The sequence below is a fragment of the Maritimibacter alkaliphilus HTCC2654 genome, assembly GCF_000152805.1.
In the GTDB taxonomy this organism is placed as follows: Bacteria; Pseudomonadota; Alphaproteobacteria; order Rhodobacterales; family Rhodobacteraceae; genus Maritimibacter; species Maritimibacter alkaliphilus.
The window spans coordinates 956,712-980,932 of sequence record NZ_CH902578.1; the positions used below are offsets into that span (position 1 = coordinate 956,712).

Annotated in this window: 24 protein-coding genes and 1 pseudogene; 2 read left to right on the forward strand and 23 right to left on the reverse strand. The window is 66.0% G+C overall.

The window, feature by feature from the left end:
• Positions 1 to 7: 7 nt before the first annotated feature.
• The 14 genes from ftsH to RB2654_RS05900 form a co-directional block, all read right to left on the reverse strand.
• Positions 8 to 1,933, reverse strand: a complete 1,926-nt coding sequence (ftsH, locus tag RB2654_RS05835) for an ATP-dependent zinc metalloprotease FtsH (RefSeq protein WP_040884462.1) — start codon at positions 1,931 to 1,933, stop codon at positions 8 to 10.
• 102 nt (positions 1,934 to 2,035) lie between these two features.
• Positions 2,036 to 3,289, reverse strand: a complete 1,254-nt coding sequence (tilS, locus tag RB2654_RS05840; protein WP_008329551.1) for a tRNA lysidine(34) synthetase TilS — start codon at positions 3,287 to 3,289, stop codon at positions 2,036 to 2,038.
• Positions 3,286 to 4,134, reverse strand: coding sequence for a tol-pal system protein YbgF (gene ybgF / locus RB2654_RS05845; protein ID WP_148912594.1), 849 nt, complete (start codon positions 4,132 to 4,134; stop codon positions 3,286 to 3,288). The genes tilS and ybgF overlap by 4 nt, the downstream gene beginning before the upstream one ends.
• 30 nt (positions 4,135 to 4,164) lie before the next feature.
• The gene (pal, locus tag RB2654_RS05850) at positions 4,165 to 4,662 is read right to left on the reverse strand and encodes a peptidoglycan-associated lipoprotein Pal (protein ID WP_008329565.1); all 498 of its coding nucleotides are present in this window, start codon (positions 4,660 to 4,662) and stop codon (positions 4,165 to 4,167) included.
• Between the two features lie 74 nt (positions 4,663 to 4,736).
• On the reverse strand, positions 4,737 to 6,035 hold the full coding sequence (gene tolB / locus RB2654_RS05855; protein ID WP_235889186.1) for a Tol-Pal system beta propeller repeat protein TolB: 1,299 nt from the start codon (positions 6,033 to 6,035) through the stop codon (positions 4,737 to 4,739).
• Between the two features lie 32 nt (positions 6,036 to 6,067).
• Positions 6,068 to 7,150 carry a cell envelope integrity protein TolA gene (gene tolA, locus RB2654_RS05860; RefSeq protein WP_008329567.1) on the reverse strand — a complete coding sequence of 361 codons (1,083 nt, stop codon included), beginning with the start codon at positions 7,148 to 7,150 and terminating at the stop codon, positions 6,068 to 6,070.
• Between the two features lie 9 nt (positions 7,151 to 7,159).
• Positions 7,160 to 7,636: a protein TolR gene (tolR, locus tag RB2654_RS05865; protein ID WP_040884464.1), complete on the reverse strand. Its 477-nt coding sequence runs from the start codon at positions 7,634 to 7,636 to the stop codon at positions 7,160 to 7,162.
• Between the two features lies 1 nt (position 7,637).
• Positions 7,638 to 8,333, reverse strand: coding sequence for a protein TolQ (gene tolQ / locus RB2654_RS05870; protein WP_008329569.1), 696 nt, complete (start codon positions 8,331 to 8,333; stop codon positions 7,638 to 7,640).
• Between the two features lie 130 nt (positions 8,334 to 8,463).
• Complete coding sequence (gene ybgC / locus RB2654_RS05875; RefSeq protein ID WP_008329570.1) at positions 8,464 to 8,853, reverse strand: tol-pal system-associated acyl-CoA thioesterase; 390 nt, start codon at positions 8,851 to 8,853, stop codon at positions 8,464 to 8,466.
• 22 nt (positions 8,854 to 8,875) lie between these two features.
• Complete coding sequence (gene thpR / locus RB2654_RS05880) at positions 8,876 to 9,421, reverse strand: RNA 2',3'-cyclic phosphodiesterase (RefSeq protein WP_008329572.1); 546 nt, start codon at positions 9,419 to 9,421, stop codon at positions 8,876 to 8,878.
• Positions 9,421 to 10,041: a hypothetical protein gene (locus tag RB2654_RS05885; RefSeq protein WP_008329578.1), complete on the reverse strand. Its 621-nt coding sequence runs from the start codon at positions 10,039 to 10,041 to the stop codon at positions 9,421 to 9,423. Before RB2654_RS05885 ends, thpR begins: the two co-directional genes overlap by 1 nt.
• 49 nt (positions 10,042 to 10,090) lie before the next feature.
• Positions 10,091 to 10,870: an Ivy family c-type lysozyme inhibitor gene (locus RB2654_RS05890; protein WP_040884466.1), complete on the reverse strand. Its 780-nt coding sequence runs from the start codon at positions 10,868 to 10,870 to the stop codon at positions 10,091 to 10,093.
• A 212-nt stretch (positions 10,871 to 11,082) separates the two neighbouring features.
• Positions 11,083 to 12,690 (reverse strand): AMP-binding protein, encoded by a 1,608-nt coding sequence (locus RB2654_RS05895; protein ID WP_008329581.1) that lies wholly within the window; start codon positions 12,688 to 12,690, stop codon positions 11,083 to 11,085.
• Complete coding sequence (locus tag RB2654_RS05900; RefSeq protein WP_008329584.1) at positions 12,687 to 13,142, reverse strand: hypothetical protein; 456 nt, start codon at positions 13,140 to 13,142, stop codon at positions 12,687 to 12,689. Before RB2654_RS05900 ends, RB2654_RS05895 begins: the two co-directional genes overlap by 4 nt.
• A gap of 83 nt (positions 13,143 to 13,225) precedes the next feature.
• Between RB2654_RS05900 and moaA the strand changes: the two are divergent.
• Positions 13,226 to 14,237, forward strand: a pseudogene (gene moaA, locus RB2654_RS05905) (GTP 3',8-cyclase MoaA).
• Positions 14,238 to 14,508: 271 nt separating this feature from the next.
• Here moaA and RB2654_RS05910 read toward each other — a convergent pair.
• The 4 genes from RB2654_RS05910 to ruvC all read right to left on the reverse strand — a co-directional run bounded on the left by RB2654_RS05910 (position 14,509) and on the right by ruvC (position 18,000).
• Entirely contained in the window at positions 14,509 to 15,675 is a 1,167-nt protein-coding gene (locus RB2654_RS05910) for a M20 aminoacylase family protein (RefSeq protein WP_008329593.1), read from the reverse strand.
• Between the two features lie 54 nt (positions 15,676 to 15,729).
• Positions 15,730 to 16,758, reverse strand: a complete 1,029-nt coding sequence (gene ruvB, locus RB2654_RS05915) for a Holliday junction branch migration DNA helicase RuvB (RefSeq protein ID WP_008329594.1) — start codon at positions 16,756 to 16,758, stop codon at positions 15,730 to 15,732.
• Positions 16,759 to 16,828: 70 nt separating this feature from the next.
• Positions 16,829 to 17,497 (reverse strand): Holliday junction branch migration protein RuvA, encoded by a 669-nt coding sequence (gene ruvA, locus RB2654_RS05920; protein ID WP_008329596.1) that lies wholly within the window; start codon positions 17,495 to 17,497, stop codon positions 16,829 to 16,831.
• Positions 17,494 to 18,000 carry a crossover junction endodeoxyribonuclease RuvC gene (ruvC, locus tag RB2654_RS05925; protein WP_040884469.1) on the reverse strand — a complete coding sequence of 169 codons (507 nt, stop codon included), beginning with the start codon at positions 17,998 to 18,000 and terminating at the stop codon, positions 17,494 to 17,496. The genes ruvA and ruvC overlap by 4 nt, the downstream gene beginning before the upstream one ends.
• Positions 18,001 to 18,318: 318 nt before the next feature.
• On the opposite strand from ruvC, the gene RB2654_RS05930 reads away from it, so the two are divergent.
• Positions 18,319 to 18,510: a YjiS-like domain-containing protein gene (locus RB2654_RS05930; protein WP_008329598.1), complete on the forward strand. Its 192-nt coding sequence runs from the start codon at positions 18,319 to 18,321 to the stop codon at positions 18,508 to 18,510.
• An 89-nt stretch (positions 18,511 to 18,599) separates the two neighbouring features.
• On the opposite strand, the gene RB2654_RS05935 is transcribed toward RB2654_RS05930, so the two are convergent.
• The 5 genes from RB2654_RS05935 to gor all read right to left on the reverse strand — a co-directional run bounded on the left by RB2654_RS05935 (position 18,600) and on the right by gor (position 24,049).
• Positions 18,600 to 20,117, reverse strand: coding sequence for a DegQ family serine endoprotease (locus tag RB2654_RS05935; RefSeq protein ID WP_008329599.1), 1,518 nt, complete (start codon positions 20,115 to 20,117; stop codon positions 18,600 to 18,602).
• 82 nt (positions 20,118 to 20,199) lie between these two features.
• Entirely contained in the window at positions 20,200 to 20,385 is a 186-nt protein-coding gene (locus tag RB2654_RS05940) for a DUF2065 domain-containing protein (RefSeq protein ID WP_008329600.1), read from the reverse strand.
• The gene (hflC, locus tag RB2654_RS05945; RefSeq protein ID WP_008329601.1) at positions 20,382 to 21,428 is read right to left on the reverse strand and encodes a protease modulator HflC; all 1,047 of its coding nucleotides are present in this window, start codon (positions 21,426 to 21,428) and stop codon (positions 20,382 to 20,384) included. The genes RB2654_RS05940 and hflC overlap by 4 nt, the downstream gene beginning before the upstream one ends.
• The gene (hflK, locus tag RB2654_RS05950; RefSeq protein ID WP_008329602.1) at positions 21,428 to 22,600 is read right to left on the reverse strand and encodes an FtsH protease activity modulator HflK; all 1,173 of its coding nucleotides are present in this window, start codon (positions 22,598 to 22,600) and stop codon (positions 21,428 to 21,430) included. The genes hflC and hflK overlap by 1 nt, the downstream gene beginning before the upstream one ends.
• Before the next feature lie 87 nt (positions 22,601 to 22,687).
• A complete protein-coding gene (gene gor / locus RB2654_RS05955; RefSeq protein ID WP_040884476.1) occupies positions 22,688 to 24,049 on the reverse strand; it encodes a glutathione-disulfide reductase in 1,362 nt (453 codons plus the stop codon).
• Between the last annotated feature and the right edge of the window lie 172 nt (positions 24,050 to 24,221).

Below are 24,221 nucleotides of genomic sequence, written 5' to 3' on the forward strand. Positions count from 1 at the left end.
GCTGACGTTACGCCGACGGTTCCGGCTCCAGCCCGCCGTCGCCCTTTGGCTTCTTGCGCGGCTTGGTCTTGGGGATCGCGGCGACCGACGGCTTGTCGTCGGCTTTCTCGCCCGCGCCGCCATCTTCGTCTTCGTCGATATGCGGCGGGTCACCGGCCATCACGCGCTTGATCTCTTCGCCCGTCAGGGTCTCGTATTCCAGCAGACCTTCGGCCAGACGCTCCCACTCCACCTTGCGCTCTTCGAGGATGCGGCGGGCGGTTTCATACCCGTCCTGCACGAAGCGGCGCACCTCTTCCTCGATGAGTTCCTTGGTGTGGGCCGAGACCGAGAAGCCCCCGGTGTTGCCCTGATAGCCTTCGGCGGCTTCGGCGTAGTCGATGTTGCCGACCTTTTCCGACATGCCCCAGCGCATCACCATGGCACGGGCCAACTGGCTCGCCTGCATGATGTCGCCGGCGGGGCCGTTCGACACCTCGTCCTCGCCCCAGCGCATGATTTCGGCAGCCTTGCCGGCCATGGTCATGGCAAGCTGTTGGACGCACTGATCCTTGTGCCAGTTCAGGCGGTCGATCTCGGGCAGGCTGACCACCATCCCCAACGCACCGCCGCGCGGGATGATCGTGGCCTTGTAGACCGGATCGCATTTCGGCAGCGACAGGCCCACGACCGCGTGACCGGCTTCGTGATACGCGGTGTGTTCCTTCTGCTCGTCGGTCAGGACCATCGACCGGCGCTCGGCGCCCATCATGACCTTGTCCTTGGCGTTCTCGAAGTCTTCCATCACCACGAAACGACGGCCCACACGCGCGGCCATCAGCGCCGCCTCGTTCACGAGGTTGGCAAGGTCGGCACCCGAGAACCCGGGCGTGCCGCGCGCGATGATGCGCAGGTCCACGTCGGGGCCGAGCGGCACCTTGCGCGAGTGCACGCCAAGGATCTTTTCGCGGCCCTTGATGTCGGGGTTCGGCACGGTGACCTGGCGGTCGAAACGGCCGGGGCGCAGAAGCGCGGGGTCCAGCACGTCCTTGCGGTTGGTCGCGGCGATGATGATGACACCCTCGTTCGACTCGAACCCGTCCATTTCGACGAGAAGCTGGTTCAACGTCTGCTCACGCTCGTCGTTGCCGCCGCCATAGCCTGCGCCACGATGGCGGCCCACGGCGTCGATTTCGTCGATGAAGACGATACAGGGCGCGTTCTTTTTGGCCTGCTCGAACATGTCACGGACACGGGATGCACCCACGCCGACGAACATCTCGACGAAGTCGGAGCCGGAGATGGTGAAGAACGGCACGCCCGCCTCACCCGCGACCGAGCGGGCCAGAAGCGTCTTACCCGTGCCCGGAGGGCCGACCAGAAGCGCACCCTTGGGGATCTGCCCGCCAAGGCGCGAGAATTTCTGCGGGTTGCGCAGGAATTCCACGATCTCTTGCAGTTCTTCCTTAGCCTCGTCGATGCCCGCCACGTCGTCGAAGGTCACGCGCCCCTCACGCTCGGTCAAAAGCTTGGCACGGCTCTTGCCGAAGCCCATGGCCCCGCCACGTCCGCCGCCTTGCATCCGGTTCATCATGAAGAACCAGAAACCGATCAGGATGATGACGGGCAAGAGCAGCGACAGCAGCGACAGGAAGCCCGACTGCTCCTGCTTCTTGGCCTCGACGTTGACGCCCTCGGCCAGAAGCCGTTCGGACACGTCCGCGTCACGCGGCACGACGGTCGAATAGACGGTACCACCGGACCCGACGTAGGTGACGTTCTCGCCATCCAGCGTGGCCTTGGTCACTTCGCCGTTCTCGACGTCTTCGATGAAATCTGAATAGCTCACCGCGGTCGAGGCGATGGAGCCCTGACCATTGGAGAACAGGTTGAAGAGGGCCAGGATCAGCAGGAAGAGCACGATCCAGAAGGCGAAATTTCGCGCGTTACCCAAGGTTATCTCCTCACGATGCCGGATGGGGGTCCGGGTCTGCCCGGGCGTGACGGCGCACCGTCACACTGGTTTCCTTCTAAAATAGGGAACGTGACCATATGTTCAATGCGATAAAAGCGATGTGAAGAAATCGCCGCGCGGCGGACAAAGCTCGGCGCGCCAGCCTGCGGGGTGTCCGGCGAGCGGCGCGGCGACCAGCCTGTCGCCCGCGAACACCGCCGGGCTTGCCAAAAGCGTATCGCGCGGAAGGCCGGTTTCGCGCCAGTCCGGGCAGTCCGACAGCCCCCCGGCCCCAAGCGCGCGGACGGCAAGAACCTGCCCAGAGGGCGCGTCCGGGCCGCTCAGACGCCAGCGATTGTCCCAGATCGACGGGGGCGAGACCCGCAGATCGGTCACCGCCTTTGGTTCGCGCCCGACCCGCAGCGTCCCGCCTTTCGCGGTGAGCAGGCAACCGCCCAGCGTGGCCCGGCCGGTCTCGGTCACATCGCGCACCGCTTGAATCAGCGCGGCACGGCGCGGACGATATGCCGCGCTGGCGACCCAGCCGATCGCGTGGGCGATCAGGCGATCATGCGTCTCGCGCGGCAATGCCTGCACCTTGGCCTGGTCGAAGACCACATCGCCCGCCTCCGTCCATGCCGTGCCGCGTGCCGCCTGTTCGGCCCAGTGCTCGAGCGCCTGCCGCGCCTCGGTCATTGCCTGAGCGGTCATGGTCAGCCGCTCGGCGTCGATGCCGAGGGGGGCGAGCAGGTCCAGCGCCTGCCGCATCCGCACCCGATCGTATTGCGTGTCGTCATTGGTCGGGTCGTCGATCCAGCCGATTTCGCGGTCGTGAAGCCAGTCGCGCAGCGCGGCCCGGCGCACGGTCAGAAACGGACGCAGCCAGAGGTGGCCGCGGTCCGTCCACGTTGACCGCATCCGCGACAGCCCATCGACACCGGAGCCACGCGCCAGACGCATGAGAAAGGTTTCGGCGGCGTCGTCCATCGTATGCCCGATCAGGATCGCCGCCCCGGCGGGCGCGGCATCGGCGATGAGGTCGTAACGCGCGGCGCGCGCCATCGCCTGTAGATTGCCCTGCCCGTCCCAGTCGGGCCAATCGAGCGTTCGGTGCGCGACACCGAGGTCCGCGCAGATCTCGGCCACGCGCGCGGCCTCGGTCGCGGCCTCGTCACGCAGCCCGTGGTCCACGGTCAGCGCCGAGACGGCTTTGCCCTGCGTCCGCCCCCAAGCCTGCGCGACATGAAGCAGCGCCATGCTGTCGCCGCCGCCGGAAACGGCGACGACCAGATTGTCGATGGTGTGATCGGTCTGCGCGGCGGCCAGCGCCGCCCCGAACGCCTCTTCCGGTGTCACAGACAGCCGAGCTGTTGCCGCTCTGCCTGTGCCTCGGCCGCCGCGTTCGAACCGGGGAAGCGGTTCGGCACCTCGCCCAAGGTCGCGCAGGCCTCGTTCGTCTGGCCAAGCTGGCCCAAGGCCGTGCCAAGCTGCACCAGCGCGTTCGGCGCGGATTGCCCGGTCGGATCGGCCGAGAAGGACGCGAGATAGGCACGGGCCGCATCGGCCACCATGTTCTGCGCGTTCAGGGCCTCGCCCTTCAGAAACAGCGCCTGCCCGGTCATCGGCGTGCCGGGGTAATTGTCGACGAAGGTCTGGAACATACTAGCGGCACCGGCGAAGTCACCAGCTTCCATCGCAGCCATCGCGGCATCGAAATCCGCCTGCTCGCCCACGGCAAGCTGGGTGTTGTTGGTTTCCGAGAACGTGTCGGATTGCGGCGTGGTCGGGGTCATCGACTGCGACACAGCCGCCGCTTCGACGCCACCCAGAGGCTTGGAAATCCCCTCGTTCATGATGTCGCAATCGCTTTCCAGTTCGCACAGCCGGAACGACAGGTCGCCGATCCGGTTCGCGCCGTCGGTCGCGATGGAATTCAGTTTGAATTCAAGCTCTTCGGTCTTGTTCGTCAGGCGCGTCAAAGCCGCCTCGATGGCGTTCACCCGGTCCAGCGTGGACCCCGACGCCACCGGATTCGGCGCGCCGGTCGTGTTGAGTTCGGACCGGACCTTGGCCAGTTCCACGTTCAGCACGGTCAGTTCCTGCCGCACATCCGCAAGCGTCTGCTCGCGGTCCTGTGCAAGACCCGGCGTGGCCAGCGTCATCACGCAGGCCACGGCCATCACACTCGTTCTCAGCCTCATGGCGTCATGTCACCCCGTCAGGCCGGTCGGTCAGGTTCCGGCGCCGGTCGTCAGCACCGTTACCGCCCGGCGGTTTTGCTGGTAGCAGCTTTCGTCCGAACAGATCGCGAGCGGACGCTCCTTGCCGTAGCTTACGGTCTTGAGGCGGCCGGGTGCAACGCCGCGCTCGATCAGGTAGCTCTGGACCGAGCTGGCCCGGCGCGCGCCGAGCGCCACGTTGTATTCGCGGGTGCCCTGCTCGTCCGCGTGACCTTCGATGATCGCGGAATAGGCGGTGTTGGAATTCAGCCATTGGGCCTGCTGGTCGAGGATGCCCTGCGCCTGCGGGCTGAGGGTCGACTGATCCACCATGAACAGCACGCGGTCACCGATGGTCTGGTTGAAATAGGCGGTCGAGGTCGGGTCGTTCACGCTGCCTGCAACGCCGCTGTTGTTGGCCCCGTCGGTCGCACTGTTGTAGCGGTCCCGCGAACAGGCCGAGAGCGCGACAGCGCCGATCATCAGGAGGGCGATGGTGGTCTTTTTCATGAAATCCTGTCCTTCGTGTTTATCGTTGCTCGAATGCGGCCAGTCTATCAGATCGGGCCGCACAGGTCTTTTCCTTAGTTCTGGAGCGGTCCCCAGCTCGGGTCCGAGGCGGCATCGGGCGTCGGCACGCGGCGCAGATTGCGGCCCGAGATGTCGACCGAGTAAAGACCCGGCGCACCCTCGGCACCCTGGCTTTCGCGGGTGAACATGATGACACGCCCGTTCGGGGCCCAGGTCGGGCCCTCGTCGAGGAAGGACGCGGTCAGCAGACGTTCCTCGGACCCGTCCGTGCGCATGACGCCGATGTGGAACCGGCCCGCGTTCTGCTTGGTGAAGGCGATCAGGTCGCCGCGCGGCGACCAGACCGGGGTGCCGTAACGGCCGGGGCCGAAGCTGATGCGCTGCGGCTCGCCGCCGTTGGCGGACATGACATAGATCTGCTGGGTGCCGGAGCGGTCGCTTTCGAACACGATCCGCGACCCGTCGGGCGAAAAGCTGGGCGCGGTGTCGATGGCGGGGGAATTGGTCAATTGCACCAGCCCGCCACCGTTCAGGTCCATCCGGTAGATTTCCGAGTTGCCGCCCTGTTCGAGCGAAAAGATCAGGCCGTTGCCATCGGGCGAGAAGCGCGGCGAGAACGCCATGTTGCCGCCCCCGGTGCCCAGCGCCCGGCGCTGCGCCGATCCGACCTCGAGCACGTAGATCTGCGGCTGCCCGGTTTCATAGGACGTGTAAAGCACCCGGTCGCCCGACTTGGAAAAGCGCGGCGCCAAAAGGAGCGATTCCGAATCCGTCAGGTATTTGACGTTGGCCCCGTCGTAATCCATGACCGCCAGCTGCTTGCGCCGGGCGTTCTTGGGTCCGCTTTCGCTGACGAACACCACGCGACTGTCGAAATACCCGGTCTCGCCCGTGATCCGGGAATAGACGGTATCGGCCACCTTGTGCGCGATGCGGCGCACGCCGTCGGTGGTGCCGGTGTATTGCAGCCCCTGCCCCAGTTCGGTGCCCGAGAACACGTCGTAGACACGAAACTTGACGTTGATCTGGCCGCCCTGTTCGGACACGGCCCCGGTGATAAGCGCCTGTGCGTTCACCGCTTTCCAGTCGGCATACTGGATCGGCGAGGCGAAATTGGTGACGTTCGCGATGAACGCCGAGGACGGAATTTCGCGAAACAGCCCGGTGCCCGACAGGTCCGCCGCGATCACGCGGCTGATTTCCTCGGCAATCGCGCCGGCGCTGCCGGTTTCGGCCTGAAAGGTGGGCACGGCGAAGGGCAGCGGTTCGATCACACCCTCGGTGATCTCGATCCGAAGCGGGCCTTGCTGGGCCGTGGCCGTCGTGGCGGAGAAGACGGGCGCAAGCGTCATCAAGACGAGCGCCACAAGCAGGTTCAGTTTGGTCATCGCAGCCTCATATTCTCCGGATTGAAGGTCATTTCAATCTCACGCCACTGTTCGTACTTTTCACTCGGCAGATTATAGCCGTTCGCCCCGCAACGGATAACCGCCCGTCGCGCGGCTTGGAAGGCGGTTTGCACCGCGTCCTGTGTCGGCCCCTCGGACGAGACCAGTTCGATGCCCGACGGCACGCCGTTGGGTTGCATCTGGACGAGCACCACGACGGTCGTCTTCATCGCGTCCGTGGAGGACGAGCCGAGGTTCCAGCATTGCGACACGGCAAGGCGCAGCCCGTCCCGTTCACCTGAGGTGAGCGGCGGCCCAAGGGGCGCGGGCTGGTCGGTCTGGCCCTGCGTGTCGCTGGTCAGCGCGTCGTTCACCGCATCGGCCACGGCATCGGCGATCGGGTCACGCTCTTCGGCGGGCTCCGGGGTCGGGTCGGGCTCGGGCGTGGGGTCCGGCGCGGCGGTTTCGACAGGCGGTTCGGGCCGCTCGGGGCGGGCCTGAGGGCGGATCGAGGTGGTGGGCGCAGAGGATTGCGGCGTCTCGGCCTCGGTCACGATCTCGGTCGTCGCGGCCTCGGGCTGGGTCGCTTCCTGCTCTTCCTCGGGCGGGGTTTCGACCGCCTCTTCCGACGGCGCGACCTCGGGTGCCACCTCCGGCGCGATCTCGGCCTGCGGTTCGGGTTCCGGCGCGATCTCGGGCGCGACGCGGTCGGCCTCAGGCGGCGTCGGCTCGGTCGTCTCGGGCTGAACGTCCTCGGTCGGCAGCGACGGCGCCGGAGCGGGCGGCTCCGGCAGCGGGGTCGGCTCGGGCTCCGGCACGGGTTCGGGTTCCGGCTGCGGTTCGGGTTCCGGCTCCGGTCGTGCGGGCGGGACCGGCGTTTCGGTCGGCGCGGCTTCCTCCGGCTCGGGCGCACCGACGGGCGGCGCGGTCAGGGCCGCGAACTCCTCCTCCGAGATGATCGAGACATCGGCCACCGGCACGAACGGCTCCTCCGAGCGAAACTCGAAGATGCCCCCGAACAGGAGCCAGAGGATCAGAAGTCCGTGACCGATCCCCGAGATATAGTAGCCGGTCTTCAAACCCGTGCCCTACCTCGAAGCCCCGTCCATGCTCGGCCCGCCCGTTTCGGTGACGAGGCCGATGTCATTGAACCCGGCGGCGTTCAGCGCCCCCATGATCTGCGCGACCTGCGCATACGGCACGCGCCCGTCGGCTCGCAGGAAGATCTTGTTGTCCGAGCGTTCGGCGGCGACGGCGCGAAGGCGCGGGATCAGGTCGTCGCGCGCGATTTCGGTCGTCATGAGCGTGATGGTGCCCTCTTCGGTCAGCGTGACCGTCAGCGGCTCTTCCTCGACAGCCGGCAGCGGCGTGGCGGCGGTTTCGGGCAGTTGCACTGGCACGCCCACGGTCATCAGCGGCGCGGCCACCATGAAGATGATGAGCAGAACCAGCATCACGTCCACGAAGGGGGTGATGTTGATCTCGGCCATCATCGCGCGATGGCGACCCCGGCGACGGCCCCTACGGGCGCGTGGCTTGGCGGAAGTTGCGACGGAACCTGCCATGTCAGCTGTCCAACTGACGGCTGAGGATGGTCGAGAACTCGTCCGCGAAGCTTTCCCACCCGGCGGCGACATTGTCGCTGTCGGCGGTCAGCTTGTTGTAAAAGATCAGCGCGGGGATCGCGGCGAGCAGGCCCAGCCCGGTCGCCAGCAGCGCCTCGGCGATCCCTGGTGCCACGACGGCGAGGTTGGTGTTCTGCTGCTGCGCGATCTCGGTGAAGGCATGCATGATGCCCCAGACCGTGCCGAACAGCCCGATGAACGGCGCCGACGAGGCGGTGGTGGCAAGAAAACCCAGCCGCGCGTTCAGCCCCTCGGCCTCTTTCGCGATCGCCACGTCCATCGAGCGGTCGATCCGGCTTTGCGCGCCTGCGATCAACCCGCCATCGGCGCGGTGCGAGCGTCGCCATTCCAGCATCCCGGCGGCGAAGACCTTTTCCGACGATCCCGTGGGCGATGGTCCGATCTGTTCGTAAAGCTCGTCCAGCGGCTCGCCCGACCAGAACGCCTGATCGAACATTGCGGCCTCCGCCTTGGCGCGGCGGAATTGCATGAACTTCGTGACGATGATCGCCCAGGAGTAGAACGACATGGCCACCAAAAGCACCATGACCAGTTTCACGATCAGCGTTGCGCGGAAGAAAAGCGCCCAGAAGGAGAAATCCATCTCTCCTGCCAGCGCGAGGGCATCCTGTTCCATATGGGTCCGTTACCTGCCTATGACTGCCTCGACGGCCATCTCTATCGGACGGCTCTATGGAACAGCACGGTAGCCGAATTGAAGCCCGATAGCCAACAAAACCGCGTGTTCGGCATGAAATACGGGCGTTTCAGTGCAGGTTTTGGCGGATATTCGCTGGCAAACGGGCGGGCGCGCCGGTTTCGGTGAGCGCGACGATGGTCACGGTCGAGGAAAACAGAAGCTCGCCATCGCGCTTTATGTCCTGCTTGAGCACGATCCGCACCCCCGTCATCGCCTCGACGCTGGTTTCGACCGTCAGATCGTCGTCGAACTTCGCGGGCTTGTGATAATCCGCCTCGACCCGGCGCACGGCGAAGACGATCCCCTGCTCTTCCTTCACCCGCGTCTGATCCACCCCGATCCCGCGAATCCACTCGGTCCGGGCGCGTTCGATGAACTTCAGGTAATTGGCATAATAGACGATGCCGGCAAGGTCGGTGTCCTCGTAATAGACATGCACGGGGAAGGTATGGGTCATGTGAGCCTCTTTGCGTAACGTCCTATCCGGTCAGCAGAAATTCAGCCAGCGGTTCATAATCCGCGCTGTCGCCCGTGAGGTGCGAACGATAAAGCGTCACCGTATCCGCCAGTTCGGTCGGCAAGGAATATGGCGCGTTCAGCGACAGAAACGCGGCCAGCCCCCGCTCGTCCTTGGTGGTCATCACCTTGCCGAAACGCGCAAGCGTCACTTGCGGGCGAAAGCGCCGCCGCTCCATTTCAATCCCGGCATCCATCGCGATCCGGCGCACCCGGTCCTGCAACGTCACCAGCGCCTGCGTGGGGGCGGCATCCATGACCAGAAGGTTGGGCTTCTTGCCGCCCATGATGTCGATGCCGGTGAGTGTCAGTTCGATCGGCGCATCCGGCAGGTCGGCCAGCCGCGCCGCCAGATCCTGCGCCTTCTGCGGATCGATCTCGCCCAGAAACGCCAGCGTCAGGTGCAGGTTGTCCTCGTCCACCAGCCGCCCCACGGACAGCCCGGCCTGAAGCCGCGTTAACGGGCGGCGGATCGCCTCGGGCAGGTCCAAAGCGACGAAGGCGCGCATCAGCCCTGCATCCGCGCCGACAGCCTGAGCGCGTGGGACGGATCGTCCGCCGCCACCGGCATCACCGGGTCATAGGCCACGCGGATCAGGTCCGCGATTTCCGGCCGCAGCATCGTCACCCCGCTCTCGGTGTGCTTGGCGAGCGGCGAGGTCTCGGCGAACGCGCCCTCGCCCCATGTCAGCATGATCTGCGCGGCCTGCATCAGCCCGACGGTGTCGGCGGGCAGCTTCTCCATCCCGCCGCCCATGCGGACGAAGGCGAAAGCGGCCTTGATCGCCCCCGCCTCGTCAAAGCGGAAGGTCCGGTATTGCACCGCGTCGGCCTTGGCGAGCTTGGACACGATCCGGTCGATGTCGGGGATCATCTTGTCGAGGTTGGGCACCCCCGACAGTTCCGACCAGTCGCGCAGGAAGAAGAGCATCAGGTTCGTACCGATCTCCATATCCGTCTCGGCCATGGGGTGCCCGGCGAATGTGGTCACCGCCTCGATACAGCCCTTGAGCATCCTGAGCGTCTCGTCCTCGACGCCGAACACCACGGGCGCGATGGGGCGCCCCCAGCGCGCGAAACTGTAGCGCCCCTGTCGGGTGAAAAGGCTCTCGATCTCGTCCGGTGTCATGGCAGCACTCCTCACCGGGCGGGATACCCGCTCACATGGCGAATGACAACTACCGGGCCCCGATCTCTTGGATGGCAGCGGGGAGCGGGCCGTCGGTATCGCCGTAAATCTCGGCGTCCATATTCTCCTTCGCGATGCCGATCACGATCCGGTCGCCCGCGTCCGACACCGCGACCACCACGTAATTCGTTTCGCATTCCAGCTTTTCGCAGGCGCGCGCCACGATCCAGCCATCCTGCATTTCGAACGGTCCGCCCAGTTCGGCATTCTTCTCGGCCAGCGCCACCATGTCGGGCGGCATCATGTTGGCCAAGTGCCCCTGAAGCTCGCCCGCGCCGAAGAAGTCGAAGGCATAGCGCTCGAGCCAGAAGGCGCCCGGCTCGCCCGGTGTCCAGCCGATCGGCTCCGGGCCTTCCTGCACCCGGCTGATCGCCTCGCCGTCATAGATGAACGACACGGGCCCCGCGCCCACGTCCGCCGACGGGATCGTGACCTTGGCGCCCGCCGGCACTTCGGTCATCTCGAACCCTTCCGCGCAGGTGCCGAACACCTCGGAAAACGCCACGCCCTCGTCCGAGAGCTTGGCCCAGACGTATTCGGTGGCACAGGCATTTCCACCTTGCGAGACGGACACGAGCAGCCAGTCGTGAAGCGCCGCTTCGATGAAAGCGTAATAGGGGTTCGATGGCAGTTCGATCACCTCGCCCTGGAACATCAGGCCCTTTTCCATTTCGCCCAGCGGGGCGATCTCGACCTCCCCGAACCGGGTGTCCATCGCCGCCAGCGGTGCCGCGATCAGGGCCATCAGCCCGGCGAGTATCCAACGCATGTCCTGTCTCCTCACATGGCGCACCGTCCGGCACGCTGCCGCATCAACGCAGCAAGACCGCGAAGGGTTCAATCGCACGCGCCGGTCCCTCTTCTCTGGTCCGAAAATACCTCGGGGGAGCTTGAGGGGGCAGCGCCCCCTCATTCCACTAAACAATCGCGGCGGCGCAGCCGACGCGCGGGTCGACCGGGCGCAAGCCCGGGCGAAACCGATCACCGCGCACCCGGATCACGCAAGGACCGCCGCATGATCTTGCCCGTCGCGGTCATCGGCAGATCGTCGACGAATTCCACGATCCGCGGCGCCACGTGGGGCGACACCTTTTCGCGCACCCGCTGGATGAGACGGTCGGCCAACCCCTCGGTCGCCGCCCCGTCCCTGAGCACCACATAGGCCTTCACCACCTCGCCCCGCGTCTCGTCCGGCACGCCGACGGCGGCGGCCATCACCACGTCGGGGTGGCCCGTCAGACAGGTCTCGATCTCGGTCGGCCCGATGCGGTAGCCGGCCGAGGTGATGACGTCGTCGTCGCGGCTGACATAGGTGAAATACCCATCTTCGTCGCAGACCCCCAAGTCGCCCGTGCGCATCCAGTCGCCCGTGAACTTGGCCGCGGTCTTCTCCGGCAGGTTCCAGTAGCCCAGAAACATCACCGGATCGGGCCGTTTCACCGCGATCTCGCCCACCGTGCCCGGCGCCACGACCTGCCCCTCGGCGTCGATCACCGCGACCTCGTGCCCCGGGACCGCCTGCCCCATGCTGCCGGGCTTCACCGCCATCGACCCGGCGCAGGAGGCGAGCACCAGATTGCACTCGGTCTGACCGTAAAACTCGTTGATCGTCACGCCGAGCGCGTCTTGCGCCCAGGCCAGCAGATCGGCCCCCAGCGCCTCGCCCCCCGACCCGATGGTGCGTATGTCCACGTCCTCCGGCACCTCGGCCTGCCGCATCAGTTTCAGGGCGGTCGGCGGCAGAAACAGATTTCGCACCCGCTGGTCCGCGATCAGCCGATACGCCTCGTCCGCGTCGAACTTGCGCATCCGGCAGGATACAAGCCGGACGCCGTGATAAAGGCACGGCATCGCCATATCCATGAGGCCCCCGATCCACGCCCAATCTGCGGGGGTCCAGCCCACATCGCCGGGATGTGGAAACCCCTCGTGATGCAATTCGACCGACGGAAGATGGCCGATCAGGAACCGATGGGCATGAAGCGCGCCCTTGGGCGGCCCCGTTGTGCCGGAGGTGTATATGATGACAGCCGGGTCTTCGGCCCCCACCGGCACGGGATCGACCGGGCTCGCCGCTTCGACCTCGGCCCAGAAGTCGCGCCCCGTGCCGCCGCCCACGGCGAACACCTGGGCCAGATCGGGCAGTTCACCCCGGACCGCGGCAAGCTTTTCGGCCCCTGCCGCATCCGTGACCACCGCTTTCGTCCCGCTATCGGCCAGCCGGAAGGCCAGCGCATCGGGACCGAAAAGCGAAAAGAGCGGGATCGAGATACCGCCCCGCTTCCACGTCGCGAGGTGCGCGATAAGGGTTTCGGGCGACTGGCCCAGCAGCACGCCGACCCGATCCCCCCGCCCGACGCCCGCATCGGCAAAGGCCCCCGCCAGCCGGTCGGAGGCGTCTTTCAACTCGCCAAAGGTCCAGTCGCGCGTCTCGTGCCCCACATGGGTCACCGCCACGCGTCCGGGTTCGTCGCGCGCCCAGCTGTCGCAGCAGGCGTCGGCCATGTTGAACCCGTCAGGCACGGTCCAGCGGAACGCGCGCCTGAGCGCCGCCCAATCGCCCGGCCCCTCGACGACCCGCCGGTTCATTTCGCGTAGACGGTCAGCGTGTGAAGCCCTGCGAGCCCCACTTCGAGAAGCCTGAGCGCCGGAAGCGATATCCGGCTTCCTGCGGTGGCCGGCCCTTCGATCGGCCTGAGTTCGAGGTTCACCGACTTGCCGTTCGCGGCCTCGACCCGGCCTTGCGTCACCGACGAGACCAGTGGCGTGTCCATCCAGATCCCCGGATCGGTCGGGCTGCCCAGCGTCGCGACCGTGGTGCCCAGCGATCGCTCGCCCGCCGGCTCCGGCGTCGCGACCGCCGCCGCGCGCTCTTCGTCCGTCGTGGTGTCGAAGGCATCCTCGGTCCGCGCATCGGCAGGCGGCGCGACGGTGGTGACCGTCGACCCCTCGGGTTTCACATTCGCGGCAGGTTGCAGAAAGGCCGGGCCGTTCGCACAGCCTGCAAGCCCAAGAAAACCAATGAGAACCAGTCGTTTCATGGGCTGAGCATACGACCAAGGCACTGGCAGGCCAAGCGCCGATACCGCTTGCCCCGACCGCTGCGCGCTCTTACGTTCACGGTATGGCAGATGCACCTCTCATCGACCCGTTCATGCGCCCGATCACCTACCTCAGGCTGTCGGTGACGGACCGCTGCGATTTCCGCTGCACCTACTGCATGGCCGAGAACATGACGTTCCTGCCGAAAAAGGAACTCCTGACGCTCGAGGAACTCGACCGCGTCTCGACGGCCTTCATCGGCCTCGGCGTGCGCAAGCTGCGCATCACGGGGGGGCGAGCCGCTCGTGCGGCGCGACATCATGGATTATTTCCGCGCCATGTCGCGCCACCTGACATCCGGCGCGCTCGACGAACTCACGCTCACCACCAACGGCTCGCAACTCGAACGGTTCGCGGGCGACCTGGCGGATGCGGGCGTGCGCCGCGTGAACATCTCACTGGACAGCCTCGACCCGCAGAAATTCGCCGACATCACCCGGCGCGGCGACCTGTCGAAGGTGATCCGCGGCATCGACGCGGCGCAGGAGGCGGGGCTTCGCATCAAGATCAACGCGGTGGCGCTGAAGAACTTCAACGATGTCGAACTGTTCGAGCTGACCGAATGGTGCGCCCGCCGCGACATGGACCTGACGTGGATCGAGGTCATGCCGATGGGCGACATCGGCAACGAGAACCGGCTCGACCAATACTGGCCCCTCACCGACCTGCGCGAGCGTCTTGAAGAGCGGTACACGGTGACCCCGCTCGCCGAACGCTCCGGCGGCCCGGCACGCTACGTGCGGCTCGAGGAAACCGGGCAGAAGATCGGCTTCATCACGCCGCTCACGCATAATTTCTGCGAAAGCTGCAACCGGGTCCGCATGACCTGCACCGGCGAGCTTTACATGTGCCTGGGGCAAGAGGACCGCGCCGACCTGCGCCAGCCGCTGCGCGATCATCCCAACACCGACGAACCGCTTGTCGCCGCGATCCGCGAAGCGATCACGCGCAAGCCCAAGGGCCACGACTTCGACTATTCCCGCCAGCGCGCGGACGGTCAGGTCTCGCGCCACATGAGCCACACCGGGGGCTAAGAGAACCGAGCCTTTCGCTTCGGAGCCGCCGTCGCCTGAGACCAAGGGGACGGAGACGGGTGGGACGATCCACCGAAATCGACGAGGGGCCCCGGCTTGCCGGGGATACGTCTATTTCGGTTGAACGGCACGACCGGCTCTGTCGTCGCAGGATCAGGCGACGGCGGATCCCCAAGCGAAAGGTTTTTCGCTTTGGTGAGCCGGAGCCACCCTACTCCAGAATAGAGCGTGCGGCGTCAGCCGCACTCAATCTAACAACGCCACGCAGCCCTCACGCCGCCGGCATCCGCCGTTCCACGATCTCGGCCCACCAGCTACAGCCTGCCGGGATCGCTTCGTCGTTGAAGTTGTATTCCGGATGATGCACCGGCGCCGTGTCGCCGTTTCCGACGAGAATATAGGCCCCCGGCCGCGCCTCGAGCATATAGGCGAAGTCCTCGCCGCCCATGATCGGGTCGGCCTCGGCGGTCTCCTGCCCCGTCACCGCCTGCGCCACTTCGGCGGCGAAGGCGGTCTGTTCCTCGGAATTCACCATGACCGGATAGCCCGGCAGATAGGTGAACTGCGCCCGTGCCCCGAACCCGGCGGCGATGCCTTCGGCCAGAGCCTTCACCCGCTCCGGCGCGGCTTCGCGCACGTCGGCGTCATGGGTGCGGATCGTGCCTTTCATATGCACGCGCTGCGGGATGACGTTGTAGCTGTCGCCCTCGGTCTGCATCGTCGTGACGCTCACCACCACATGCTTCACCGGGTCCACATTGCGGCTCGCGATGGTTTGGAGCGCGACGATCACATGGCTCGCCACCACGGTCGGGTCCACGCCCTCATGCGGCTTGGCGGCATGTCCGCCCTTGCCTTCGATCGTCAGGTCGAACTGGTCGGTGGCGGCGAAGAACCCGCCTGCGCGGATCTGAAACTGCCCCACGGGAACGCCGGGCCAGTTGTGCATCCCGTAGACCTCCTGAATACCCCAGCGGTCCATCATCCCGTCTTCGACCATCTCGCGACCGCCACCGCCGCCCTCTTCGGCAGGCTGAAAGATCACGACGCAGGTGCCGTCGAAATTGCGCGTCTCGGCCAGATATTGCGCCGCCCCCAGCAGCATCGAGGTGTGCCCGTCATGACCGCAGGCATGCATCTTGCCGTCCGTGCCAGAGGCATAGGGCAGCCCGGTCGCCTCCTTGATCGGCAGGGCATCCATGTCGGCGCGCAGCCCGATGACCTTGCCCGCCGTGTCGCTCTTGCCCTTGATGACGCCCACGACCCCGGTGCGTCCGATCCCTTCGACCACCTCGTCGCAGCCGAAGGCGCGGAGTTTCTCGGCCACCAGCGCGGCGGTGCGGTGGGTGTCGAACAGAAGTTCGGGGTTGGCGTGAATGTCCTGTCGCCACGCGGTGATGTCACCGTGCAGTTCGGCGAAGCGGTTCTTGATGGGCATGAGGGTCTCCTTTGCCCGGAATCTGTGCCCGGACCCTCTGACAGTCAAGCGGCCTCAGTCCTCGAAAAGCGAGCCTTGTCCGGGCGCACGCGGCGCCTCCAGCCCCAGATGCCGCCATGCCAGATGGCCCAGCATCCGCCCGCGCGGGGTGCGCTGGATCAGGCCCTGTTGCAGCAGATAGGGCTCGATCACCTCTTCCAGCGCATCCCGACTTTCCGACAGCGCCGCCGCCAGCGTCTCGATCCCCACCGGGCCGCCGCCGTAGTGCTCGGCCATCAGCGTCAGATAGCGCCGGTCGGCCCCGTCGAGGCCCAGATGATCGACCCCGAGCCGTGTCAGCGCGTTGTCCGCAATCGCCCGCGTGATCCGCCCGTCGCCCTCGACCACGGCGAAGTCCACGACCCGGCGCAAAAGCCGCCCGGCGATGCGCGGCGTGCCGCGCGCGCGCTTGGCGATCTCCAATGCGCCGTCTTCATCGGCGGGCGCGCCCAGCTTGATCGCGTTCTTGGTCACGATGCTGTGGAGTTCCTCGACCGTGTAGAATTGCAGCCGCGTCGGAATGCCGAAGCGGTCGCGCAATGGCGTGGTCAACAGGCCGAGCCGCGTGGTGGCACCGACCAAAGTGAAAGGCTGCAATTCGATCCGCACGGTGCGCGCCGCCGGCCCCTCGCCGATCACGAGGTCCAGTTCGAAATCCTCGAGCGCCGGGTAAAGCACCTCTTCCACCACCGGGTTCAGACGGTGAATCTCGTCGATGAACAGCACATCGCGCGCTTCGAGGTTCGTCAGGATCGCCGCCAGATCGCCCGCTTTGGCCAGCACCGGGCCGGAGGTCATGCGGAAATTCACGCCCAATTCGCGCGCCATGATCTGCGCCAGCGTTGTCTTGCCCAGACCGGGCGGGCCGTGAAACAGGGCGTGATCCATCGCCTCGCCTCGCCGCCGCGCGCTTTCGATGAACACGCTCAGGTTCGCGCGGGCCTCGGCCTGCCCGATGAAATCGGCGAGCGTCTGGGGCCGCAGGGCGCGGTCCACATCCTCGGCCATCGGCTCGGGGCGCAGGGTGGGATCAGGCTCGGTCATGCTCCTCGCACGCTTTCAAAGGCTCGTCGCCGCGAAGACAGCCCGAGGCTGGATGAGCAGCACATTCTCCCTACCCCTTCGGCGCGAGCAGCTTCAAGGCCGCGCGGATCAGCTTCGCCGTGTCGAGGTCCGGATCGTCGCCCAGAGCGGTGGCCACCGCACTCGCCGCCTCACCCGGCCCGTAGCCGAGGTTCGCGAGCGCCGACAGGGCCTCCGGCTGGGCCATGTTCGCGGGCTTAGGAGCCGCTCTGGGCGCCGCCGCCACCGGGGTCGCATCGCTTTCGACCAGCACGTCCTCGGGCGCGGACACAGTCTGCCCCGCGCCCATCGCCATGATCGTCGGCGCTTTGTCTTTCAATTCGTTCACGACACGCTGCGCCGTCTTCGGCCCCAGCCCCTTGGCCGCCTTGACCGCGTTCCAGTCGCCCAAGGCGATCGCCCGGCTCACACCGTCCGCACCAAGCGTGCCGAGGATCGCGGTCGCGGCCTTGGCCCCGATGCCCTGCACCGTCATCAGAAGCCGGAACCACTCCTTCTCGACCAGCGAGGTGAAGCCGTGCAGTTGCATCAGGTCTTCGCGCACGATCATGTCGGTATAGAGCGCCACCGCCTCGCCCGGCCCCGGCAGGCCGGCGAGCGTGCGGTCCGAGACGTGGACGATATAGCCAACGCCGCGCACGTCGATCAGCACGTGATCGTCGCCCTTGTAGTCGATCCGGCCCGACAGCTTCCCGATCATGCCCGCACCCGTCCCACGGCCTGCGCGAGCCGGTCGCCCGCCCGCGCGTGATGGGCATGGCAGAGCGCGATAGCCAGTGCATCCGCCGCATCCGGCCCTGCGATCTCGACCCCCGGCAATTGCAGGCGCACCATATGGTCGATCTGGCGCTTGTCGGCATGGCCCACGCCCACGACCGTCTTCTTGATCGTGTTGGGCGCGTATTCCCCGACCGACAGGCCCGCGCGCGCCGGGACCAGCATCGCGATCCCGCGCGCCTGACCCAGTTTCAGCGTGCCCGCGCCATCCTTGTTCACGAAGGTCTGTTCCACCGCCGCCGTGTCCGGGGCGAAGCGCGCGACCACGTCGGTGAGCGCGTCGAACAGGGCCAGAAGGCGGTCACCCAGATCTTCGCCGGTCCCGTGACAGACGCCGTTCGCGATGTGCGAGATTCGGCTGCCGGACACGTCGATCACGCCCCAGCCGAGGTTTCTCAGCCCCGGGTCGATGCCCAATACCCGCATGTCGCCGCCCCTTTTGTTCTGCTTTTGACGAAAAATTAGCACGAAACGCGAACATCTGCCAAGATCAATCCTTCGGGACCGCTCCTCGATTTGCGACCACGAGGGCGAAAAACGACACCCCGGAAATCGAAACCGACGGTTTTGGCCACCCGGATTCCTCAAGTTATTTCAGGGCCTTAAATGATGCGTTAGCTATGCGGAAATGACAGCCTAGCCATGCAGAAACTGCATTTGTGCCGGCGCGTGTTTCTCCCTATTTGCACCGGGTCGGGCGTAGATGTTTTCAAAATGCCCATAACTTATGCAAGGAGCGCCGAAATGGCTGTCAAAGTCGCCAACTACGAATTCGCCGGTCACGTTTCGCGCGTCGTCCGGTTCTTCTCCGATCTCGCTATCGAGGTTGAGCGCCGTCGTGCCCGCCGCATGACCCGCGCGATCCTCACCGGCCTGACGGATGCGCAGCTCACGGACATCGGGGTGAACCGCCTCGACGTGTTCCGTATGCGCTGACCTGCCACTCACGCGAACGAAAAGGGCCGCCTAATGGGGCGGCCACGAAGCGCCCCGCCTATTTCGGCGGGGCGTTTTGTTTTCAAGGTCTACTCGGTGACCGGCAGCGCCACGAAGCGCGGGTCGCCGCCGCGCCGCACCAGAAGCAGCAAGGATTGCCGACCGCCATCACGGGCCGAGGCGATCCGTTCTTCCAGCTGAGCGATGGAGGTCAGCTGCTGTTGGCCGGCCTCGGTGATGACGTCGCCTTCGATCAGGCCCTTCGCGGCGGCTTCGCTATCGGCCTGCACCGCCGTGACGACGAGCCCTTGCGCCCCGGCGTCGAGCCCCAGTTCCTCGCGCAATTCGTCGGTCATTTCCGACAGGGTCATGCCGAGGATGGTCTGCTGCTGCACCTCGGGCGCGGGCGTGCTGTCGGTCGACGAGCCGCCTTCGTCATTGGCGAGGGCTTCCTCGCGCCGGCCGAGCACGACCTTCAGCGTCTGGGTCTGGCCGTCACGCAGCACCACGACGCGCACGGTTTCACCGACACCGGAGTTGCCGACGATGCGCACGAGTTCGCGGGTGTTCGCGACCTCTTCGCCCGCGAAGCTCAGGATCAGGTCGCCCGCTTCCATGCCCGCATCCTTGGCGGGGCCGTCCGGCACGTCGGTCACGAGCGCGCCGTTGGTGGATGAAAGCCCCATCGCCTCGGCCACGTCGTCGCTCACGTCCTGAATGCGGACACCGAGCCAGCCGCGCCGCGTCTCGCCGAATTCCTTGAGCTGGTCGACCACCTTGGTCACCACGTTCGACGCCATGGCGAAGCCGATGCCGATGGACCCGCCGTTGGGCGACAGGATCGCGGTGTTCACGCCGATCACCTGCCCGTCCATGTTGAACAGCGGCCCGCCCGAGTTGCCCCGGTTGATCGCTGCGTCGGTCTGGAGGAAGTCATCATAGGTGCCCTGAAGCTCGCGCCCACGGGCCGAGATGATCCCGGCGGAAATCGAAAAGCCCTGACCCAGCGGGTTGCCCATCGCCATGACCCAGTCGCCGACGCGGATCGCCTCGGAATCGCCGAAAGGCACGAAGGGGAGCGGTTCGTCGGTCTCGACCTTCAACAGCGCGATGTCGGTGTTCGGGTCGGTGCCGATCACGGTCGCGTCCAGCTCGCCCCGGTTGCCGAAGAATTCGATCACGATCTCGTCCGCGCCCTCGATGACGTGGTTGTTGGTGACAATGTAGCCGTCCTCGGAAATCACGAAGCCCGACCCGAGAGCGGACGAACGCCGGGTGCGCGGCGGCTGCCCCTCGCCTTCGCGGTCGAGGAAGTCACGGAAGAAATCCTCGAACGGCGACCCCTCGGGCACCATCGGTTGCGGCCCGGTGTCCTGACTGACGACCGTGGCCGTGGTGATGTTCACAACCGAGGGGCTGACCTTTTCGGCGAGATCCGCGAAACTCGCGGGCCGGGTCTGGGCATGGGCCAGCGACGTGGCCGCCAGCACCATCGCCGCCATCAGGGCGAACAGGGTTGCGATCAGTTTGGGGTTCGGTCGGGTCTCTACCCTCGCCTGCGCTTTCACTGCAGTCTCCTCTGAAATCCTGTCGGACGTTTCGTTCATCTTTCCAGATAGGAGGCGCCAAGCGCAACGCAATCTTGACCACGGGCCGTCACGGCGGCGTGACATGGCCCACCCGCCCCGCTCAGCGATTGGCGAGCCAGACCAGCGCCACGCCAAAAGCAATGGCCACCAACCCCACGACCCGCCGCCTGTCGCGGCTCATCGTGGCGATGGTGGCCAGTATGTTTTCCAGGCGGCCCGGAAGCAGGGCGAAGATCAGGCCCTCGAATACGAGGGCGAGACCCAAGCCCAGGAACAGCCAGCTCATCCGTCGGCGGGCTGCTCTTGCGTCGCTTCGTCACCACCGGCCGAGTCGGTCGCGGTCGCATCCTCGTCGCCAAGCCCGGCACCGGGAACTTCGATCACGGGACCGGCATCGGCCGATCCGTCGGTCTCGGTTTCAACACGGGTGTCGTTCGGCGTGCCCGCGCTGCGCGCGATCTGGGCCGAGGTGTCGGACTTGAGGTAGTTGAAGAACTCGCTGTTGGGCGAAATGACGAGCGTGGAGTTTCCGCCCCGGATCGACCGCTCATAGGCGCTCATCGACCGGTAGAAGGCGAAGAATTCCGGGTCGCGGCCAAAGGCTTCAGCATAGATCGCGTTACGCTGCGCATCGGCTTCACCGCGAATGATCTCGGCCTCACGCTGGGCTTCGGAGGTGGTTTCGACCACGGTCCGGTCGGCTTGTGCGCGCAGACGCTGCGCCGCCTCGTTACCGCGTGCGATCTCGTCCGCCGCTTCCCGCTGACGCTCGGCCCGCATCCGTTCAAAGGTCGCCTCGAGGTTCTGATCCGGCAGGTCGGCGCGCTTGATGCGCACGTCGATGACACGGATACCCAGCGCGGCGGCTTCGTCGCGCGACTGGTCGCGGATCTGGTTCATGAGCGACACACGGTCGACCGACAGCACCGCGTCCGAGGGCACGCTACCCAGCACTTCGCGAAGCTCGGCGTTCAGGATGCGCTCAAGCCGCGAACGCGCGCCCGAGATGCCCGACGCGCCAACAGCACGGCGGAACTGGGTCGCATCCTCGATCCGCCAGCGCGCGAAGGCGTCGACGACGAGACGACGATCGTCCGCCGGCGTGACCTCGAGCGGCTCGGTGTCGAGCGGCAGGATACGGTCGTCGTATTTGGCGATCTCGTGCAGGACCGGCACTTTGAAATAAAGACCCGGCTCACCGATCTCGGCCGTGACCTCACCGAACCACAGGCGCAGGGCCTTTTCGCGTTCGTCGACGATGTAATAGGAATTCAGGCCGATAAAAACGAGAACGGCGATGATCCCGAGAATGACGTAGGAACGACGCATCAGTTCGACCCTCCCGAAGTAGTGGTGTTGGTCGAGTTCCGGCGCAGCTCGTTCAGCGGCAGATAGGGCACGACCCCCTGCTCGCCGCCCACGGCATCGTCCATGATGATCTTGTCGACATCACCCAGAACCCGCTCCAGCGTTTCGATGTAAAGGCGGCGACGGGTCACTTCCGGCGCCTTCGCGTATTCGTTGTAGACCGCGATGAAACGCGCGGCCTCACCTTCGGCCTCGTTCACGACGCGGGCGCGATAGGCCTCGGCCTGTTCCAGCGTCTGCGCCGCTTCACCACGGGCTTCCGCCACCACGCGGTTGGCATAGGCATCCGCCTGCGATTGAAGCGTGTCGCGGGTCTGTTCGGCGGCCTGCACTTCACGGAAGCTGTCGATGACCTCACGCGGCGGGTCGGCGCGGTCGAAGTTCACACGCACGATGTTCACGCCGGAGTTGTAGCTGTCGAGCGTCGACTGGATCAGCTCTTCCAGTTCCTGCGCGATGACACCGCGATCCCGGTTCAGGATCGGCGCGAGCGAGGAGCGACCGATGATCTCGCGCATGGCCGATTCCGACACGGCGCGGATCGTGTTCACGGGATCGGCGAGGTTGAACACGAATTGCTCGACATCACCGATGTTCCAGACCACCTGATAGTCGATGTCGACGATGTTCTCGTCGCCCGTCAGCATCAGACCCTCATCGAGACCCACACCGATGTCTTCGGTGTTTTCACGGGTGACGGGGTAGATTTCCTTGGTCACGACCGGCCAGGGCGCGAAGTTGAGACCTTCCGTGCCGACCTGGTAGCGTTCGCCGAACAGAAGCTCGACCGACTGCTCCGAGGTGTCGACGCGGTAGAAGCTTGCGAACAGCCAAAGCGCGACGGCAGCCAGAACGACGATCCCGATGGTGCCACGGGTGAACCGCGGGCCAGCCGGGCCTTCGCCGCCGCCGTTGCCCCGGTTCGCACCGCCCTTGCCGCCCATGAGCACGCGAAGCTGTTCCTGCCCGCGCCGCATCAGGTCGTCTATCTCGGGGATGTTTCCGCCTTGCTGACCGGGCCGGCGATTGCCGCCGTTCTGCCCGTTGCGGTCGTCGCCGCCATTCGATCCGCCATTGCTGCCACCGCGGTTTCCACCGCCGCCGCCCCAGGGTCCGCCGCTATCGCTGGCCATATGTGTAGAGTCCTCCAGAAACTGTCCGCTCATAACTGGCGGCTGAATGCTTGTTTTTCAACCCGGATCACGGGTTCTCTATTGGGTTCAATCGCTCCGCGTGGGCGATTTCATCAGCACGATTTCCTCGGCCATGGTCGGGTGCACCGCCACGGCGGCGTCGAAATCGGCCTTGGTCGCCCCCATCTTTACCGCCACGGCGGCCAGCTGGATCATCTCGCCCGCCCCGTCCGCGACGATATGGCACCCCAGAACCCGCTGGCTCTCCTGACTGACAACCAGTTTGAAGAGCGCCTTTTCCTGACGGTCGATGAAGCTTTTCTGCATCGGGCGGAAGGTCGCGGTGTAGACGTCGATCGGCTCCTGCGCGCGCGCGTCTTCTTCGGTCAGCCCGACTGTGCCGTATTCCGGCTGGGTAAAGACTGCCGAGGCGACCATTTCGTGATCCGGCTTGGTCGGGTTGCCCTTGAACACGGTCTCGACGAAAGCCGCGCCTTCGCGGATCGCGACCGGGGTGAGGTTGATGCGGTCGGTCACATCCCCGATGGCATAGATCGACGGCACGGCGGTCTGCGAATAGTCGTCCACGACGACCTCGCCCCGTTCCCCGATCTCGACCCCGAGGTCTTCGAGCCCCAGACCGTCGGAATTGGGCTTGCGGCCCGTGGCCCACAGCACCTCGTCCACGACGACTTTGTGGTCGTCCGAGCCGATCACCCGAATGCGACCGTCGTCACAGCGTTCGAGCGCGCGGGGGCTGACGCCCACGCGCAGGTCGATCCCCTGCGCCAGCATGAGCTCCGCGATATGCCCGCGCACCTCGTCATCGAAGCCGCGCAGCACCTGCGGCCCCCGGTGCCACTGCGTCACATGGGTGCCCAGTCCATTGAGAATGCAGGCGAATTCACAGGCGATATAGCCGCCGCCGACGATCAGGATCTTCTTCGGCAGCCGGTCGAGGTTAAAGACCTCGTTCGAGGTGATCCCCATTTCCGCCCCCGGCAGATCGGGGATGAAGGGCCGGCCGCCGGTCGCCACGAGGATATGCTTGGCGGTGTAGCTCTGCCCGTTGGACAGCGAGACCGTATGCGCGTCCTTCAGCGTGGCGCGCGCGTCGTAGAGGTCGGTGCCGGGCCGCGCGAGGTTGGTGCGGTAGATGTTCTCGAGCCGGCTCAACTCGGCATGGAGGTTCGGGCGGAACTTCGACCAGTCGAAGGTGCCGTCGCCCATCTCCCAGCCCCAGTCGCGCGCCTCGCCGGTGGCCGGGCCGAACTTGGAGGCGAAGACCATCAGTTTCTTCGGCACACAGCCTCGGATCACGCAGGTTCCGCCCATGCGGAACTCCTCGGCCAGGGCCACCCTGGCCCCACTCTCGGCCGCCACACGCCCCGCGCGAACCCCGCCGGAGCCGCCGCCGATCACGAAAAGGTCGTAGTCGAATGTGCTCATGGTCATCCCTTCCCAACCGTTCGATGCGGATATTCCACACAAATCCCGGGGATGCCAGCCGCCGCGACGCAGCAGAGGATCACGCCCTGGTGTGATACGCCAGACAGCGGAGCCGGCTTGCGCCGGCACAGGGTTTGCGCCGCCCCGCCTTCGGCAGGCCGTCGCCGTGAGG

Bases quoted from the DNA above. Each gene is read 5' to 3' on its own strand.
- RB2654_RS05895 (WP_008329581.1), bottom strand. From the start codon at position 12,690: ATGAACCGGCGGGTCGTCGAGGGGCCGGGCGATTGGGCGGCGCTCAGG.
- ruvB (WP_008329594.1), bottom strand. From the start codon at position 16,758: ATGACCGAGCCTGATCCCACCCTGCGCCCCGAGCCGATGGCCGAGGAT.
- RB2654_RS05885 (WP_008329578.1), bottom strand. From the start codon at position 10,041: ATGACACCGGACGAGATCGAGAGCCTTTTCACCCGACAGGGGCGCTAC.
- RB2654_RS05930 (WP_008329598.1), top strand. From the start codon at position 18,319: ATGGCTGTCAAAGTCGCCAACTACGAATTCGCCGGTCACGTTTCGCGC.
- RB2654_RS05935 (WP_008329599.1), bottom strand. From the start codon at position 20,117: ATGAACGAAACGTCCGACAGGATTTCAGAGGAGACTGCAGTGAAAGCG.
- RB2654_RS05900 (WP_008329584.1), bottom strand. From the start codon at position 13,142: ATGAAACGACTGGTTCTCATTGGTTTTCTTGGGCTTGCAGGCTGTGCG.
- pal (WP_008329565.1), bottom strand. From the start codon at position 4,662: ATGAAAAAGACCACCATCGCCCTCCTGATGATCGGCGCTGTCGCGCTC.
- tolR (WP_040884464.1), bottom strand. From the start codon at position 7,636: ATGGCAGGTTCCGTCGCAACTTCCGCCAAGCCACGCGCCCGTAGGGGC.
- RB2654_RS05940 (WP_008329600.1), bottom strand. From the start codon at position 20,385: ATGAGCTGGCTGTTCCTGGGCTTGGGTCTCGCCCTCGTATTCGAGGGC.
- ruvC (WP_040884469.1), bottom strand. From the start codon at position 18,000: ATGCGGGTATTGGGCATCGACCCGGGGCTGAGAAACCTCGGCTGGGGC.
- gor (WP_040884476.1), bottom strand. From the start codon at position 24,049: ATGAGCACATTCGACTACGACCTTTTCGTGATCGGCGGCGGCTCCGGC.
- hflK (WP_008329602.1), bottom strand. From the start codon at position 22,600: ATGGCCAGCGATAGCGGCGGACCCTGGGGCGGCGGCGGTGGAAACCGC.
- hflC (WP_008329601.1), bottom strand. From the start codon at position 21,428: ATGCGTCGTTCCTACGTCATTCTCGGGATCATCGCCGTTCTCGTTTTT.
- ruvA (WP_008329596.1), bottom strand. From the start codon at position 17,497: ATGATCGGGAAGCTGTCGGGCCGGATCGACTACAAGGGCGACGATCAC.
- thpR (WP_008329572.1), bottom strand. From the start codon at position 9,421: ATGCGCGCCTTCGTCGCTTTGGACCTGCCCGAGGCGATCCGCCGCCCG.
- RB2654_RS05910 (WP_008329593.1), bottom strand. From the start codon at position 15,675: ATGCCCATCAAGAACCGCTTCGCCGAACTGCACGGTGACATCACCGCG.
- tolQ (WP_008329569.1), bottom strand. From the start codon at position 8,333: ATGGAACAGGATGCCCTCGCGCTGGCAGGAGAGATGGATTTCTCCTTC.
- tolB (WP_235889186.1), bottom strand. From the start codon at position 6,035: ATGACGCTTGCGCCCGTCTTCTCCGCCACGACGGCCACGGCCCAGCAA.
- ybgF (WP_148912594.1), bottom strand. From the start codon at position 4,134: ATGAGGCTGAGAACGAGTGTGATGGCCGTGGCCTGCGTGATGACGCTG.
- ybgC (WP_008329570.1), bottom strand. From the start codon at position 8,853: ATGACCCATACCTTCCCCGTGCATGTCTATTACGAGGACACCGACCTT.
- RB2654_RS05890 (WP_040884466.1), bottom strand. From the start codon at position 10,870: ATGCGTTGGATACTCGCCGGGCTGATGGCCCTGATCGCGGCACCGCTG.